The organism is Colwellia sp. Arc7-D (assembly GCF_003061515.1).
In the GTDB taxonomy this organism is placed as follows: Bacteria; Pseudomonadota; Gammaproteobacteria; order Enterobacterales; family Alteromonadaceae; genus Cognaticolwellia.
Window position 1 is genome coordinate 2,364,024 of record NZ_CP028924.1, and the last position, 16,482, is coordinate 2,380,505.

The 16,482-nt window shown below is 37.0% G+C and carries 19 protein-coding genes; 3 read left to right on the forward strand and 16 right to left on the reverse strand.

Annotated elements, in window-relative coordinates; genetic code table 11:
- Window positions 1-3 precede the first annotated feature (3 nt).
- From DBO93_RS10270 to yceD, 15 genes are all read right to left on the reverse strand, one after another.
- Window positions 4-684 (reverse strand): GntR family transcriptional regulator, encoded by a 681-nt coding sequence (locus DBO93_RS10270; RefSeq protein WP_108456266.1) that lies wholly within the window; start codon window positions 682-684, stop codon window positions 4-6.
- Between the two features lie 273 nt (window positions 685-957).
- The gene (locus DBO93_RS10275; RefSeq protein WP_108456267.1) at window positions 958-2,187 is read right to left on the reverse strand and encodes a spore maturation protein; all 1,230 of its coding nucleotides are present in this window, start codon (window positions 2,185-2,187) and stop codon (window positions 958-960) included.
- Window positions 2,188-2,603: 416 nt separating this feature from the next.
- The gene (locus DBO93_RS10280) at window positions 2,604-3,383 is read right to left on the reverse strand and encodes a YchF/TatD family DNA exonuclease (protein ID WP_108456268.1); all 780 of its coding nucleotides are present in this window, start codon (window positions 3,381-3,383) and stop codon (window positions 2,604-2,606) included.
- Window positions 3,384-3,509: 126 nt separating this feature from the next.
- Window positions 3,510-3,836, reverse strand: coding sequence for a PilZ domain-containing protein (locus DBO93_RS10285; RefSeq protein WP_239058962.1), 327 nt, complete (start codon window positions 3,834-3,836; stop codon window positions 3,510-3,512).
- Window positions 3,837-3,838: 2 nt separating this feature from the next.
- On the reverse strand, window positions 3,839-4,849 hold the full coding sequence (locus tag DBO93_RS10290; RefSeq protein WP_108456270.1) for a hypothetical protein: 1,011 nt from the start codon (window positions 4,847-4,849) through the stop codon (window positions 3,839-3,841).
- A gap of 147 nt (window positions 4,850-4,996) precedes the next feature.
- Window positions 4,997-5,632 carry a dTMP kinase gene (gene tmk / locus DBO93_RS10295; RefSeq protein ID WP_108456271.1) on the reverse strand — a complete coding sequence of 212 codons (636 nt, stop codon included), beginning with the start codon at window positions 5,630-5,632 and terminating at the stop codon, window positions 4,997-4,999.
- A 159-nt stretch (window positions 5,633-5,791) separates the two neighbouring features.
- Window positions 5,792-6,823 (reverse strand): endolytic transglycosylase MltG, encoded by a 1,032-nt coding sequence (mltG, locus tag DBO93_RS10300; RefSeq protein WP_108456272.1) that lies wholly within the window; start codon window positions 6,821-6,823, stop codon window positions 5,792-5,794.
- Window positions 6,816-7,661: an aminodeoxychorismate lyase gene (pabC, locus tag DBO93_RS10305; RefSeq protein WP_108456273.1), complete on the reverse strand. Its 846-nt coding sequence runs from the start codon at window positions 7,659-7,661 to the stop codon at window positions 6,816-6,818. Before pabC ends, mltG begins: the two co-directional genes overlap by 8 nt.
- A 106-nt stretch (window positions 7,662-7,767) precedes the next feature.
- On the reverse strand, window positions 7,768-9,000 hold the full coding sequence (gene fabF, locus DBO93_RS10310) for a beta-ketoacyl-ACP synthase II (RefSeq protein ID WP_108456274.1): 1,233 nt from the start codon (window positions 8,998-9,000) through the stop codon (window positions 7,768-7,770).
- 159 nt (window positions 9,001-9,159) lie between these two features.
- Entirely contained in the window at window positions 9,160-9,393 is a 234-nt protein-coding gene (acpP, locus tag DBO93_RS10315) for an acyl carrier protein (RefSeq protein WP_077286054.1), read from the reverse strand.
- A gap of 164 nt (window positions 9,394-9,557) precedes the next feature.
- Window positions 9,558-10,292 (reverse strand): 3-oxoacyl-ACP reductase FabG, encoded by a 735-nt coding sequence (gene fabG, locus DBO93_RS10320; protein WP_108456275.1) that lies wholly within the window; start codon window positions 10,290-10,292, stop codon window positions 9,558-9,560.
- 5 nt (window positions 10,293-10,297) lie between these two features.
- The gene (fabD, locus tag DBO93_RS10325; RefSeq protein WP_108456276.1) at window positions 10,298-11,233 is read right to left on the reverse strand and encodes an ACP S-malonyltransferase; all 936 of its coding nucleotides are present in this window, start codon (window positions 11,231-11,233) and stop codon (window positions 10,298-10,300) included.
- 126 nt (window positions 11,234-11,359) lie between these two features.
- On the reverse strand, window positions 11,360-12,391 hold the full coding sequence (gene plsX, locus DBO93_RS10330) for a phosphate acyltransferase PlsX (protein WP_108456277.1): 1,032 nt from the start codon (window positions 12,389-12,391) through the stop codon (window positions 11,360-11,362).
- A gap of 9 nt (window positions 12,392-12,400) precedes the next feature.
- Entirely contained in the window at window positions 12,401-12,571 is a 171-nt protein-coding gene (rpmF, locus tag DBO93_RS10335; protein WP_077286058.1) for a 50S ribosomal protein L32, read from the reverse strand.
- Between the two features lie 36 nt (window positions 12,572-12,607).
- A complete protein-coding gene (gene yceD, locus DBO93_RS10340) occupies window positions 12,608-13,120 on the reverse strand; it encodes a 23S rRNA accumulation protein YceD (RefSeq protein ID WP_108456278.1) in 513 nt (170 codons plus the stop codon).
- 119 nt (window positions 13,121-13,239) lie between these two features.
- Between yceD and DBO93_RS10345 the strand changes: the two genes are divergently transcribed.
- From DBO93_RS10345 to DBO93_RS10355, 3 genes are all read left to right on the forward strand, one after another.
- A complete protein-coding gene (locus DBO93_RS10345; RefSeq protein WP_108456279.1) occupies window positions 13,240-13,839 on the forward strand; it encodes a nucleoside triphosphate pyrophosphatase in 600 nt (199 codons plus the stop codon).
- A gap of 194 nt (window positions 13,840-14,033) precedes the next feature.
- Complete coding sequence (locus DBO93_RS10350; RefSeq protein WP_108456280.1) at window positions 14,034-14,309, forward strand: hypothetical protein; 276 nt, start codon at window positions 14,034-14,036, stop codon at window positions 14,307-14,309.
- Window positions 14,310-14,647: 338 nt separating this feature from the next.
- Window positions 14,648-15,223, forward strand: coding sequence for a CBS domain-containing protein (locus DBO93_RS10355; RefSeq protein WP_108456281.1), 576 nt, complete (start codon window positions 14,648-14,650; stop codon window positions 15,221-15,223).
- 198 nt (window positions 15,224-15,421) lie between these two features.
- Here DBO93_RS10355 and rluC read toward each other — a convergent pair whose 3' ends face one another.
- Window positions 15,422-16,390 carry a 23S rRNA pseudouridine(955/2504/2580) synthase RluC gene (rluC, locus tag DBO93_RS10360; protein ID WP_108457805.1) on the reverse strand — a complete coding sequence of 323 codons (969 nt, stop codon included), beginning with the start codon at window positions 16,388-16,390 and terminating at the stop codon, window positions 15,422-15,424.
- Between the last annotated feature and the right edge of the window lie 92 nt (window positions 16,391-16,482).

Here is a 16,482-nt window from a genome sequence, read left to right on the forward strand (position 1 = left end):
CCGCTATTGCTGTTGTGCAATTTTGTTTTCAATATTTTTACGTGAAGCGGCAATATGACGCCTCATTAGCATTTCGGCTAATTCGCCATCTCTATCGGCAATCGCTTCAATTATGCGGGAATGTTCATCAAACGCTTTAGTTGCTCGCGGACTGTTCATACCAAACTGGCAACGATACATTCGAACAAGGTGATATAACTGACCACATAATATATTGATTAACTGTTGATTATGACTACCGAGTATCACTTTATAGTGAAAATCTAAATCCCCTTCCTCTTGATAATAAGCAATACCGTCACGCAAGGCTTTTGCACTTGCATGTTGCTTAAGCATAGCTCTCATTTCAGTAATTTCGTCTTCTGTCATGTTTTGTGCTGCTTGTCGACATGCCATGCCCTCTAAAGCTTCACGTACAACATAAATCTCTAGCAAACCAGAAATTGAACATTGCACTACGCGAGAGCCTACATTGGCTTTACGCTCAATTAAGTGACATTTTTCTAAACGATTTAAGGCTTCACGAAGGGTTGAGCGACTTATTTGAAATTTTTTGGCTAACTCTGGCTCACTAATTTTACTACCCGCTTCAATGTTGCCCTCAACAATATCATGCAACATTTGTTCGAAAACTTTATCAGCAGTGGTCACCGCCGCTTGCATTGTTGGATTATCTAAAGCCATTATTGTCGACACATTGAAAAAACTTGAGCTAATAATAGCTAATTAAATGCATTAGTCAATATAAAAACAGATTTATTGTCGACAATAATAAAGATAATTAATCGCACTTAGCTTATAACCATGATGAATAGTATGTTTTAAAATATAGATGCAAAACCACCTAGAGCCTGCTCAGCAAAGGCTGTAACAAAAAGCTTAGTAGCTTAAACGGAGGGAATTATTAAGACAGGTGTAGAGTAAATAAAACCAGCTCACTGTCGACAATTAAATAAATTAACCAAAAAACCAATAACAAACGCCAATGGCAGCGGTTATGCCAGCAACATCGGCAATTAAACCACAAGCTAAAGCATGACGACTATATCGAATACCTACAGAGCCAAAATAAACCGCTAAAACATAAAAGGTTGTCTCTGTTGACCCTTGTACAATTGACGCTAATCGACCCGCAAACGAGTCTGCTCCATGAGTGTTCATGGTTTCTACCATCATCGCACGGGCGCCAGAGCCACTTAAAGGTTTCATAAAAGCAGTAGGTAAAGCATCAACAAAGCGAGTATCGCCATTAAAAAATAAAACTAACTGTCGTATAGCGTCAACTAAAAAATCTAAACTACCACTCGCTCTAAATACGCCAATTGCACATAACATAGCCAGTAGGTAAGGAATTATTTTTATACTGGTTTCAAAGCCCTGCTTTGCACCTTCAATAAAACTGTCATAAACATTAACTTGACGTTTTAAGGCTAATAATAAAAAAATTATCAACGTACTAAATATTAAAAAATTACCCATGAGCGAAGATTGCTGGGCCAACAACTGAGCACTCAACGTACTAAAGTAAACAACAATCCCGCCAATCAGTGCAATACCAGCCGCTAAATACAGTAAAATAACCTGTTGATATAATTTTATTTTTTGTACAAAGGCCACAGCAAATAACCCTGCAAGAGTTGAGGCAAAAGTCGCTAATAAAATAGGTACAAAAACATCGGTAGGATTAAGTGCACCTTGCTGCGCACGGTAAACAAATACCGTCACTGGAAACAAAGTTACGGCTGATGTGTTGAGCACTAAAAAGAGAATTTGTGCATCACTGGCTGTTTCTTTATTAGGGTTTAATAACTGCAAGTCTTGCATTGCCTTTAAACCCAGTGGCGTTGCTGCGTTATCTAAACCTAAAAAGTTTGCCGACAAGTTCATCGTCATCGACCCGATTGCCGGGTGTCCTTTGGGTACCTCAGGCATAAGGCGTATAAATAAAGGTGATATAAACCGTGCGAGTTTGTCAATTATTCCTGCATGCTCTGCTATTTTCATCATGCCAAGCCAAAAGCTTAAAATGCCAATCAAGCCAATGGCAATTTCAACCGTAACTTTTGACATAGTAAAAATAGCGTTAACTATTTCTTCAAAAATTAAAATGTGATCAAATACTAGCCATTGCACCATTGCAGAAATAAAGGCAACAAAGAAAAATCCGCTCCAGATACGATTTAACAATTTTTAACTCTTTTAATATTAGTATTAATGAAAAATATCATGACACACAAGTCTTGTATTACCTAGTTAAGGCACAGTTAAGCCATAGCTAATAAGTTGATTACAATCGGTGAATGTATAATGAATAGGCTTTGAGGCCTTTAATTTAGCTGACTTTACCTAACCATAGTTACTTTTTTAAACCATTGTAATTAGGTAGATTAATGACAAAAATTAATTTTTGCAATTATAAAACTGTGCACTACACTTAACTTTACAGAAAGTTTTTCAAGTTAATGTTCGCTCCCCGTAATGTCTGTCGTGTACTACAAGGATGATAAGTATATTAGAATGTTTTATTAGCGCAGGCTCAGTTGATATGAGCCACCCCTGGGCCCAAAACTAGCAGTAGTTTTGGGCATTTTTTTATCAAAAATTTAGCTAACAACCGTTTGTGGAAACAAGCGATGAAAATTTTCGCTTGATTGCTTGGCAATTTCTGCCACAGAAGTACCACGAATACTCGCGAGGTGTTTTGCTACTTCAACAACATACGCAGGTTGATTTTGTTTACCACGGTGCGGTACTGGTGCTAAATATGGAGAATCTGTTTCAATTAAAAAACGATCAGCGGGTACTTTTTTTGCGACTTCCCTAAGTGCTGCGGCATTTTTAAAAGTAACAATGCCGGAGAATGAAATATAAAATCCCATCGCGATAGCTTGCTCAGCCATTTCCCAGCTTTCTGTAAAACAATGTAAAATACCACCCACATTTTCTGCTTTTTCTGCCCTTAAAATAGCTAAAGTATCTTCTTGGGCATCGCGGGTATGAATAATTAAAGGCTTATTTAATTTATTCGCCACTCGCACATGTTTGCGAAAAGAGTCTAATTGCACAGGTTTAGTTTCTGGTGCATAAAAATAATCTAGCCCCGTTTCACCAATGGCAATCACTTTCGGGTGCGCTGCTAAATCACTTAAGAGTTCAGGATCTATTTCATCTTCTTGATTTAACGGGTGTGCGCCACAAGTAAGCCACACATGATCGTATTTAGCGGTTTGTTCGGCCATTGCAGGAAAGTCTTGTAAAGTAACACTTACGCACAACAGTGTGTTTACTTTTTCTGTCAGTGCAGCATTAATTACATTATCTAAATTATTGTCAAACTCTTCGAGTTTTAGTCGATCTAAATGACAATGAGAATCTATAAACACGAGGGTACTCCGCACGAATGTGCTTAACTTAATATGGGAATTACTAATGCGAATGACATTAGTATTTTATGTAAAATTCAATTTTCATGAATATGAAATACTAGTTCAATGTTCAAAACATAGTCTTTACATAGATAAAGTAGGATCAGACGAATTCAGCAACCGACCGATTGATTTATCGATTTGATTACGAATGTTATCTGGATCTTCGACAAAACTAACACCTATGCCTGCCGGTGTGCCATTTTGCGCACCTATAGGTGTGATCCAAGAAACTTTGCCTGAAATTTCAGAAGGCTCAAGCGAGTCAGGTAATGTAACAAATAAATTTACATCTGCGCCCAATTCAAAATGTTCAGTTGTTCTAATAAATAAACCACCATTTTTCATAAATGGCATATATGACTGATATAAATCACGATCAGAAATAAATTCAAGCGTAATATTTTCCAAAATCATTCCTCTACTGTTTGCTCGTTGTTTTGTAAAACAACCTTAATATCGGCGAGTAGCTGTTCACTCAAAAACTGTTTATTAACTTGTACAATTGTTTTTAACTTGCCATTGGCAACTTGTACTAAATTATAAATATCCCATAACTGATGCTTATTAATGCTATCAGTAGGTTCATTATTACTCCCCACTGTTGGCCAACCAGATTGATGGCGCATCATATCGACAATAATTTTCTCTAACCACCGATAACCAGCTTGATGTTCAACTAATATGGCCAGTATATCGGCACGGTGTTGGTGAGCAAATAAATATTTGTTGACCATATCACGAAATGCCGCAAATGCAACGGCGCTTTCTGCATCTGATAATTCACTTAAATGGCTGAGATTTACAAAGGCATCATCCCCTTGTTGATTAAATTCAGCTAAAAGTTCTTTACCTACCGGTGGACGAATTTCAAATTCATGGCAACGACTGATAATGGTAGGGAGTAATAAATCACTGCTGTCTGTAGTTAAAATAATAAAGCTGTTTTCTGTTGGCTCTTCAAGCGTTTTTAACAAAGCATTGGCCGCCGACACTGTCATGGTATCAGCTTGATTAACTAACGCTGTTTTCATATCACCAATGTGAGCAGTTTTTTCAAAAAAGTGACTAAGATCACGAATTAACTCTACACCAATATTTTTCTTGTCAGAAACTATAGTAAGGTGATCAGGATAACTATTATTTGCGAACAACTTACAGGTTTTACAAATACCACAAGGCTGTAGAACAGCATCGACTAGTTGAGCACTATCGGCATTTATCTCTTCAAGCACACTAGCTTTGTTAAGCGTTTTGTCGACATGCTCTTTTAAGCGTTGGCATAACAATACATTAATAAGCCATTGTGCTATTTCTTCTTGCCCAGCACCGTCTACACCCGAAAACAATAAGGCATGGGGCAATTTGTTATCGCGTACTTGTCGCGATAATTGTTGTTGCATAGCAAGTAACCAAGTTTTCATTTATTACCTTTAAGTGTCACTAATATCGCATCAAAAAACTTATAAATGGTTATTTAACGCGAATGTATATTTTTATCTATTGTGAATTTAATTACTAACTTTTTAAGCTTATTAGATACAAGCTCTTTTCTGCACAACACCTAACTGTTAACTGTGTTTTAAAATTAACGTATCTATGACGTTAATGACATCATTTAATACAGCAGATTTAGATTGTGATGCATCAATAATGACGAAGCGTTCTGGCTGTTCTTCTGCTTGTTTTAGATAACCATTTCTCGCTTTAATAAGAAAGTCCAACTTTTCATCTTCTAAACGGTCCAATCCTTCGCCACGACTCATTACTCTGTTTAAACCTTCAACCGGGTCTAAATCTAAAATAATATTCATGTCAGGTTTAAAACCATTGAGTGCTAGGTTATTAATTTTTTTGATACTCGAAAGATCAATACCACGCGCATAATGCTGAAAACTAAATGTCGCTGCATCGAACCGATCTGAAATCACAATTTTACCGGCTTGTAATGCTGGCTTTATTTTTTCTTGAATATGTTGAGCACGTCCTGCACCAAATAACATAAGCTCTGTCATGTCACACATTTCTGGAGTCGTAGGATCAAGAATAATATGCCTGATTTTTTCTCCAATGTTTGTGCCACCCGGCTCTCTAGTTAAAACAATATCTAAACCTTTTGATGAGATATATTTTTCTACTTCATTTATAACGGTTGTTTTACCAGCACCATTGCTACCATCAAAAACAACCATAAAACCTTTATTCATATAATTCTCTATTTCTCATTGCTACTGTAAAGCCAGCCGTAAACACAAATGTATTAAAATGGACCTAACATTTATCATCAGACAAACTCAATAATAAATATTTTCCATAAACTTTGTTACTGGCGCATGCAAAAGTAACACTTTATTGTAAGTTACTGGTTATTTTCGCTGATATTTATTCACTGCACGATTATGATCAGCAAGGTTTGTGGAAAATATATGATCTCCATTTCCATTACTAACGAAATATAAGTAATCACTCAATTCAGGGTTTAAAGCAGCTTGCAAAGCTTGAGCACCAGGTAAAGCGATTGGCGTTGGCGGCAAGCCTTTGATTTTGTATGTATTATAAGCGGTTTTTTCACGTAAATGAGCGTAAGTTATATCACCTTGATATCTATCACCCAAGCCATAAATAACGGTGGGATCGGTTTGAAGGCGCATACGTTTATTTAGTCGATTAACAAACACAGATGAAATACGGGGATGCTCAGCGTGTTTACCACTTTCTTTTTCTATAATAGACGCCATAATCAGCGCTTGATATGGCGAGTTATAGGGTAAATTCTCTGCTCTATTGAGCCACAGTTCAGCCAGCGCACTTTGCATTTTGACATAGGCTCTTTTAATAATACTGATATCAGTAGCATTTTGAGTAAAAGCATAAGTTTCAGGAAATAGCCAACCTTCAGGATTATCCTGCTCAATAGCCAGTTTTTTAGCGACAACAGCAGGAGATAAGTCGGTGAGTTCATGCGATATATTGGGGTGCTGTGCAAGCTGGGCTAATACCTGTTTGAATGTACTGCCTTCAATAAAAGTAATCGAAAATTGATGTTCTTTACCCGAAACAATTAAATTCAATAACTCAGATACTGTTGTTTTCGCAGCTACTTGATAGGTACCTGACTTAATTTTACTTTGCTGCGGGTTAAACTTTGCATAGACACGTAACCAAAAATTATTTTCTAACCACCCTTTATTAACCAACAGGGTTGAGAAGGCATTAAAAGAAGCACCTGGCTTAATGGTTATAAACTCATTTTGCTCAATGGCTAAAGGCTGTTGTGCTTTTTCTTCTGACATTAACATGACAACAATGACAGCCAAAATGCTAAACAACACCGATGCGGCTAGAGTATAAAGTGCCCTTTTGGCTATAACAGGTAAATTAATAATTTTTTTATTCATTTTTGTTAACTTCAGTATTCATGCATTGGCTTTGTAGGGCTGAAACCAATGAAATATCTAATTTATGATCATTAAAAATCTTAACGGGCACTATACCTAAAATAGCGTTGGTTATAAACATGGCATCAATATTATTCAAATCAGTTAAAGCGTAATTAGCAGGCGTAATATCGACATAATTTAATAATATTTTTTCACGCATTAAGCCTGCAACACCAGCGGTTGATAACATGGGTGTATGCCATTTCCCTGCTTTTAACCAAAATACATTAGCGCTGCAACATTCAATTACATTGCCATTTACATCACAAGCAAGTAAATCATCTTCTGGGCGTTTATCAAGTTCTACTCTTAACATCACTTGCTCTAAACGATTTAAATGTTTTAAGCCTGCAAGCATCGGGTTAATACCCAGTTTTTGTTCACTAATGCCAACAGATATTCCGACTTTTTGCCATTGAGGATAGTTTGTTGGATAGTCGTGCACAGATACAATCACTTTTGCGCTTTCAACACCCAAGCGTGAATAGCCTCGTCCACCACTTCCACACGTAATAATAACTTTTAGAACACCAATGTGAATATCTGCGCTTATGTTATTTATCGTGACTTTCAATGTCGTTAAATCAACGTCTGGTAATCCTAGTTTTTGGCTTTGTACAACTAACCGGTTAAGGTGTTGTGGCAACATAGCAACTTCACCATCAATAATTAAAGCGGTGGTAAAGCAACCATCTCCATAGGCTAACCCGCGATCATTAATCGGGATCGAGTCAGCGAGCTGTCCATCTACAAAACTTAACGCGACGCTTGTCATAGTTACCTTACAAATTGCCATAAAAAAGCCTGAATACTAAGTATTCAGGCTTAAGCAATTGAATTCAAGTTGTTTTAACGCTTAGATAAAATTTAATTGAACAAATCGTCTGTGGACGATAAATCAATTAAAGTTTTTTAAATATTAATGACCCGTTAGTGCCACCAAATCCGAACGAGTTACATAAAACATAATCTAAATTTACATCGCGTGCGGTGTGAGCAATATAATCTAGATCACAGCCTTCATCAGGGTTATCTAGGTTAATGGTTGGCGGCACAGCATTATTGACTAATGCTTGAATGCTAAAAATAGCTTCAACAGCACCTGCAGCACCTAATAAGTGACCTGTCATAGATTTAGTAGAACCTACCATGACATCGTAAGCTAAATCACCAAATACAGACTTAACCGCATTAGTTTCAGCAATATCACCTGCAGGTGTCGACGTACCATGGGCATTAATATAACCAATTTTAGCAATATCAACTTTGGCATCGTTGATCGCATTCTTCATTGCTAATGCCGCACCAGCACCATCAGCAGGCGGTGAAGTCATATGATAAGCATCACCACTCATGCCAAAACCTGCTAGCTCTGCATAAATTTTAGCGCCACGGGCTTTTGCATGCTCGTACTCTTCAAGTACAAGTACACCTGCGCCATCACCAAGCACAAAGCCATCTCGGTCTTTATCCCATGGGCGTGAAGCTTGTTGAGGAGCATCATTACGCGTTGACATGGCACGTGCTGCACCAAAGCCCCCCATTCCCATCGTAGTTGAAGCTTTTTCTGCTCCACCAGCAACCATAGCGTCAGCATCACCATAAGCAATCATACGCGCAGCATGACCGATATTGTGTACACCACTAGTACAGGCAGTAACTATAGAGATGTTTGGGCCTTTCATACCGAACATTATAGATAAATGACCAGAGATCATATTAATGATGGTAGAAGGAACAAAAAATGGCGATAACTTACGAGGGCCATTTTTTAACAATTTTGTATGATTTTCTTCAATAAGACCTAAACCACCTATGCCAGAGCCTATCGCAACTCCAATTCGCTGAGCATTTGCTTCATTAACTTCTAAGCCAGAGTCCTTGATAGCTTGCACACCTGCTGCAACGCCATATTGAATAAATAAATCCATTTTTTTGGCTTCTTTACGAGCCATGTAGTCTTGTGCATCAAAATCTTTAACTAAGCCAGCAAAACGCGTTGGATACTCAGAAGTATCAAAATGCGTAATGTCAGAAATACCACTTTTACCAAGTAGTAAGTTTTGCCAAGTTGATTCAGGGCTATTGCCTAAAGGGCTAAGCATGCCAAGACCGGTAACTACAACGCGTCTCATGAGATGTGCTGCCTCCGAAAGAGTTGAATATTTGTGAGTTGTAAATCTAATTGATCAAAACCAAAGTATATGATTTTGAAATGGGTATTAATATTTTCAAACGATAAAAACAATTCAGGCGGTAATTAAACCGCCTGAAATCATTACATTCGTTTATTATTACTGGTTTGCAGTAACGTAATCGATTGCAGCTTGAACTGTTGTAATTTTCTCAGCTTCTTCATCTGGAATTTCAGTATCAAATTCTTCTTCTAACGCCATTACTAATTCAACAGTGTCTAAAGAATCTGCACCTAAGTCATCAACAAATGAAGCTTCAACTTTTACTTCGTCTTCGCTTACACCAAGTTGCTCAATAGTAATTTTTTTAACGCGTTCTTCAATAGTACTCATATTTCTTCCTTTACTAGAAAATACAATTTTTCAAAATTGTGTGTAGTTTATTCGTCAAAAGCCAACCTTGCAAGCTTCTAATTTTACTTTTTTGCTGGTCTAACCTGTTGACTGTATATAATTTATTCAAATTCAACATAAAATAGCCGTTAAGCTAGCTTATGTTAAACCATGTACATGCCACCATTTACGTGCAATGTCTCACCCGTAATATACGCTGCAGAATCAGATGCTAAGAAAGCAACAGCGTTAGCAATTTCTTCAGGTTTACCTAAACGGTTTGCCGGAACTTGTGCAAAAATGCCTTCTTTTTGCTCATCAGTCAATGTTTGAGTCATATCGGTATCAATAAAACCAGGTGAAACTGTGTTAACCGTTATACCACGAGAAGCTACTTCACGGGCTAATGATTTAGTAAAACCAATCAACCCTGCTTTAGCTGTAGCATAATTTACCTGACCCGCATTACCCATTGTACCAACAACTGAACCAATATTGATAATACGACCATTACGTTTTTTCATCATCGCACGTAATACCGCTTTACTGATTTTAAAGACTGACGTTAGGTTAGTATTAATAATATCATTCCATTCATCGTCTTTCATGCGCATCATTAAGTTATCACGCGTAATACCAGCATTGTTAACTAATATATCAACCGAACCATGCTTTTCTTTAATTAAATCAAACATAGCACTGATTGAGGCATCGTCAGTAACATTTAATACTAAGCCTTGCCCTTCACCTAAATACTCGCTGATATTGGCTGCACCGTGCTCTGATGTTGCTGTACCAATAACATTACCACCTAGTGCTTTAAGTTGTGATGCAATTGCTTTACCAATACCACGACTTGCGCCTGTCACTAAAATGACTTTACCTTCTAATGAAAACATATAATTTACTCTACTGATTCTAATGCTTTGGTTAACGATGTGTTGTCATTAACTGATTGACAACTAATAGTTTTATCAATGCGTTTTAACAACCCCTGTAATACTTTACCTGGACCTGCTTCAATCGCTGTATCAATACCCTGCTGCGCTAAATACTGAATAGTTTCTGTCCAGCGAACGGGACTATACAATTGTTTAATAAGTGCTTCTTTTATCGCTTCAACCGAAGACTCAGCGGCAACGTCAACATTATTCACTACGGGGATAGTAGGTACGTTAAACGTAACATTGTTAAATTCTTCAGCTAATTTTTCAGCTGCATCTTTCATTAATGCACAATGTGACGGTACGCTAACAGGTAGAGGCAAAACACGTTTTGCACCCGCTTCTTTACATAAAATACCAGCACGCTCAACAGCGGCTTTATGCCCTGCTATAACGACTTGCCCTGGTGAGTTAAAGTTTACCGCTGAAACCACTTCATTATTAGCCGCTTTTGCACACGCTTCAATAATCATTTCATCATCTAAACCAATGATCGCAGCCATAGCGCCAACGCCTTCAGGTACTGAAGCTTGCATAAATTCGCCACGTTTTTCAACAAGCTTTACAGCATCAGTTAACGATAATACGCCGGCACATACTAGGGCTGAATATTCACCCAAGCTATGACCCGCTAAAAGTTTAGGTGTTGCTGAAGAAGAAGCATGCCATAAACGCCAAATAGCAACACTGGTTGTTAATAAGGCTGGTTGAGTGAAGTTAGTTTGATTTAGTTTTTCAACCGGTCCATCTTGAACCAATTGCCATAAGTCGTAACCTAGAGCTTCAGATGCTTCAGAGAAAGTACTCTGCACTACTTCATGCTCAGCAAAGTCAGCTAACATTGCTAGAGATTGTGAACCTTGACCTGGGAAGACAAACGCTAAATTATTTTGCATTATTTGACCTAATATTAATTTGATTTACCACTATAACCACGCAAATCATGACCCGATCTACGCCGATGTAATTTGTTAAGCTTTTATTTACCTTTTGTTCAGGTACTTAAAGCTGAGCCACCAACATTATTTATGGCATAAGCTCTGTTCAAGCTTATCTTTAATTTTTGTTGGTACTTGTCGTTCAACCTCAGTAATCGCTTCAATAATAGCGGTATAAAAAGCCGTTATATTCGCATTACCGTGACTTTTCACCACAATACCGCGCAATCCTATCAAACTTGCGCCGTTATACTGGTCGGGGTTCATGGGTTTAAAGAGTCTTTTTAATGGTCGAGACAGTAATTTGCCCATAATTTGAGCTAAAAAGTGTTTTTTGATGATTTCTTGTAGTTGTGTGTAGACCATTCTTGCTACACCTTCACATGTTTTCAAAGCAACATTACCTACAAAGCCATCACAAACAATAACATCAGCTTTATTAGTAAAAATATCATTACCTTCAATAAAACCAATATAATTAATATCATCATTCGCCATTAAATAGCTGGCGGTTTGTTTAATATGATCGCTACCTTTATTGTCTTCTTCACCCATATTCAATAACGCAACTTTCGGGTTTTCAATTCCGTCGACTTCTTTTGCCATTACAGAACCCATAATCGCAAATTGATACAATACACTTGAATCACAGAAAACATTAGCACCCAAATCCAACATAAATACATGTTGATCTGGTTTATTACTCGGTAATGCCGAAATTAACGCTGGGCGTTCTACACCAGGTAAGGTTTTTAAAACAAAGTGCGCCATAGAAAATAGTGCCCCTGTATTGCCGGCACTGACACAAGCTTGTGCTTGTTCATCATTAACAAGATCTAACGCTTTACGCATTGAAGATTGTTTTTTATGACGTAGGGCAAATATAGGTTTATCGTCCATTTCAACCACTTGGGTTGTTGGAAAAATAGTTATTCTAGGGTGAGGGTAAAGATTTTTTTTTGAAAGTGTTTCAACAATGACAGTTTCGTCACCGCACAATAATAAGTGAAGATTAGGGAAGTTTTCTAGTGCGAGCATTGCCGCAGGAAGTGTTACGTGGGGGCCTTGGTCGCCCCCCATAACATCTAACGCTATGGTTAGATTAATCAAGGTAATCGTTACAGATTACTTATTGATTACTTTAACACCTTTGTAAAAGCCATCAGCTGTTACATGGTGACGACGGTGAGTTTCACCAGATACTGGATCTGTTGATAAATGCGTTGCCGTTACTGCGTCATGTGAACGGCGCATGCCACGTCTTGAACGAGACTTTTTGCTCTTTTGAACTGCCATTGCCTACTCCTAAAATCGGTTATTAGCTAAATTTAACTATTTAATTTTCTTTAATATATCAAATGGATTCGGTTTCTCAAGCTCTTCAGGCAATTCCCCCCAAACACTATCAGACGGTGCCTGACAATCTTTGATTGGATGCCTTGGAATTAATGGAATCTCGAGTAAAAACTCATCTTCCACTAACTCTCGCAAGTTAACTTCACCATTCTCATCTAATTCAATTGCGTCATAATATGACGGCAACTCCGCTGCGGCTTCAGCGTCTTTCACTGGACTAAAAGTAAAATCTACCTTTAATTCCAATTCAAACTCTTCAGTACATCGCTGACAAGTTAATGCAACCGTTGCCGATGAGCTGCCTGATATTACTACCAAACCCACTTCATCCACACTAAAATTAGCACTTACTTGTACTTGCTCACTTTGTGCATCACACACAGCAAGCAATCTATTCATCCCAGATACTTCAAAGTATCCTTCACACACTAACTTTCGCTGTGCGCTTCTAGATGGGTCTATCGTTATCGGGAGTTTAAGATTCTTCATAAGGCGCGCATAATAAAGTGCCTACCCGCCTGTGTCAAAAGAAAAATAGCTAAATTTGTTTAAAAACTCAAGATAGTCCATATATTAACAATAATCTGATTATATTTTGAGTGATATTAATGAAAGAACTTGTTTTAGGCTCCACATCCCCTTTTCGTAAAGAAATTTTAAATAAACTCAACATTCCTTTTACTTGCGCTAAACCAAATGTAGATGAAACCGCGTATGAAAACGAATCTCCAATTGATTTAGTTCAACGTTTAGCAATTGAAAAAGCTAAAGCTGTGGCTAAAGAGTTTCCTGATGCGCTGATCATAGGCTCAGATCAAGTCGCTATGTGCGACGGTGAAATTTTAGGGAAACCACACAACTTTGAAAATGGAGTTAAGCAATTACAAAAGTTTAGTAACAAAACTGTGGCCTTTTATACTGGGCTCTGTGTATATGATAGTGGTTTAGATTACACCACAACGTTAATAGAACCATTTTTAGTGCATTTTAATGAACTTTCGCTCAGCGACATTGAAAACTATCTTCATGCAGAACAACCTTATAATTGTGCTGGTAGTTTCAAAAGTGAAGGGTTAGGTATTTGTTTATTTAAAAGACTCGAAGGCGATGACCCCAATAGCTTAATCGGATTACCGTTAATCAAACTTGTTGAGTTATTGAAACAACATGGCGTTGACGTTTTAGCCGAGCAGGCTAAGTCGCTATAAATGATTTTAAATATTAATTTTATCTACTATATAAGAGATAAATAATATTTTGTCGAACGATGTAAATATACTGACTAAAGTAATAAATATAAACTCGCCCTTTATATTTATTACTTTTAACTTGAATTTACATTATCAAGCTCCATAACATTAAGTATGATGACAAATAACATACATTTTAAAAGTATCAATTAATGTTTAAACTCTTTTTCATATTAACGGTTTTACTTACTACTGTTTCAGTAAATGAAATAGAAAGCGTTACGTTAAGTGATTTAAGTTTTAATCAAGCAAACACTGTTGAACTTGATACCACAGAAGATTTAGATTCTGATAACCCTGCACTATTAACCCACACAGCCAATTATCTTCGCTCTTATACCTACATTAATGTTCGTTACCACAACCCTGACATTATAGAACCATACTTCCAAAATTTTCATTCCAGAGCCCCACCATTTATTTCTTAATAAACCACAGCACATGAAATAAGGTTTTTGTACGTTTCAAACTTTTTTAAATTAAGTATCAGGATATTAATAAATACCAAGTGTATTCGTTTATCGCTAAGCCATTTAAATAAAAGTACAAATAACCTAAATTTTAGTTCAGTAATGCAGCTCAATTAAATTTTCAACGTCGGGAGTCATAGCGTTAAGAATGGTCAATAATGACAAAATTGAAAAATATCGATTTAAAATGATAAAAACCAAATTATCATTTGATAAAAAGCAGCTGAATTTGACCTAAGCATATATCAGTCGTTAAAAACTTGAACGACCATGCTGAAATAAATTTTGAGGTACATATGAAAAAATTACATTTAGTTAACTTAGAAGCAACAGACAACATTATAACACCTGAGCAGTTTGAAGAGATTAACTTAGCCTCTCCAGCAGTTGAAATATTTACTGATTTTAAGGTCCATAAAGCGCTGATGATTGATGGCGACACTATGGCTGTAACCGCCTTACAATTAATGCTAAAAACACACGTTAGAATGAATATAGTCGTTGCTGAAAACGATAATTTTATTGGTATTATTAGTACAAATGAATTATCAGAACAGCACATTGTCGCAAAACTCGCTAAAGGTATTGCTCGCGAAGACATATTAGTTAAAGATTTAATGATCCCAAAATCAGATTTTCATGCTTTTGATTATAGTGAATTGTTGCGTGCGTCCGTTGGTGATGTGGTATCAACTTTAGAGAATTATCAGCTTCGTCACTGCTTAGTACTAGATAGAGAGAGTCATCATATACGTGGTGTAATATCGACTAGTGATATAGCAAGAAAACTTCATATGAACATGGATCTTAATGTTCAACAATCATTTGGCTCTGTCTATGATGTAGTCCATCAAAAAGCCAGCTCAATGTAATACTAAGTTAATTAATTAGCGGCTCATTTTTCTTCGTATAAAAGTAGAACACTTAATTAATCAAATTAGTTCACAGCTATCTCAACATTAGGTGGGATAATAGAAAAAGGCTCAGTCACGGGGTAATATCTTTATCCGGTGATTGAGCCTTTTGGTTTTACATTACATGTTCAGGTTATATAACAAAACTAAACAAGTTTACGTTGGGTGAACATCCGCTTTGGTTAATTTATTTAACAATTTTTCCAACGAGGGCTCTAAAGGTGCTTCAATTTTAATCCGTTCATTACTTAATGGATGAATAAACTCAATACTAGCCGCATGTAAAAATAAGCGTTTTAAACCTAGTTTTTTCATTTCCAGATCAAAGTCTTCATGGCCATACTTAGCATCACAGGCAATTGAATGCCCTTTGGTTTGACAATGAACACGAATTTGATGGGTACGTCCGGTCACAGGAAAGGCTCTCACAAGCGTTGCATTTTTATAATGTTGCAATACTTTGAAGCGTGTTTCAGATTCTTTACCGTTAATATTATCAACGACCACAACCCGCTCACCTGACTTTAAGTCATTCTTCTTCAAACCTTCAGAAACACGCGTTAACTTAGTTGACCAGCGCCCCTTTACTAAGGCGTGATAAAACTTTTGTACGGTTTTATTTCTCAGTTGCTCATGCAAGTGTCGTAATGCTGAGCGTTTTTTTGCTACAACTAAACAACCAGAAGTATCACGGTCAAGGCGATGAACCAATTCAAGCATCCGGGCATCAGGTCTTAAAGCTCTTAAGGCTTCAATTAAACCAAAACTCAAGCCACTACCGCCATGAACTGCCATACCTGAAGGTTTATTAATAACAATTAAACGTTCGTCTTCAAACAATATTTGTTTTTCTAAGTTGGCAACAACATTTAATTGTGTCGACACCGTATTCGTATTTTCAGAAACACGAATTGGCGCAACACGAATAATATCTTCATCAACAAGTTTATATTCTGGTTTTGTACGTTTTTTATTAACCCGTATTTCACCTTTACGTAACAGGCGATACAACATGCTCTTTGGCACACCCTTGAGGGTTTTCACTAAAAAGTTATCAATGCGTTGACCCGCATCTTCACTGTCTACGGTAATAAATCTAACTTGAGGTTTTGGGCTATCTGTCATATCTGTTTTACTAAGAACCATAATGCTGCGCAGTTTAACATGTTTTTTTCTAAATACAGGCAATTTAAACGAGGATTTTATTGCCTTATCTA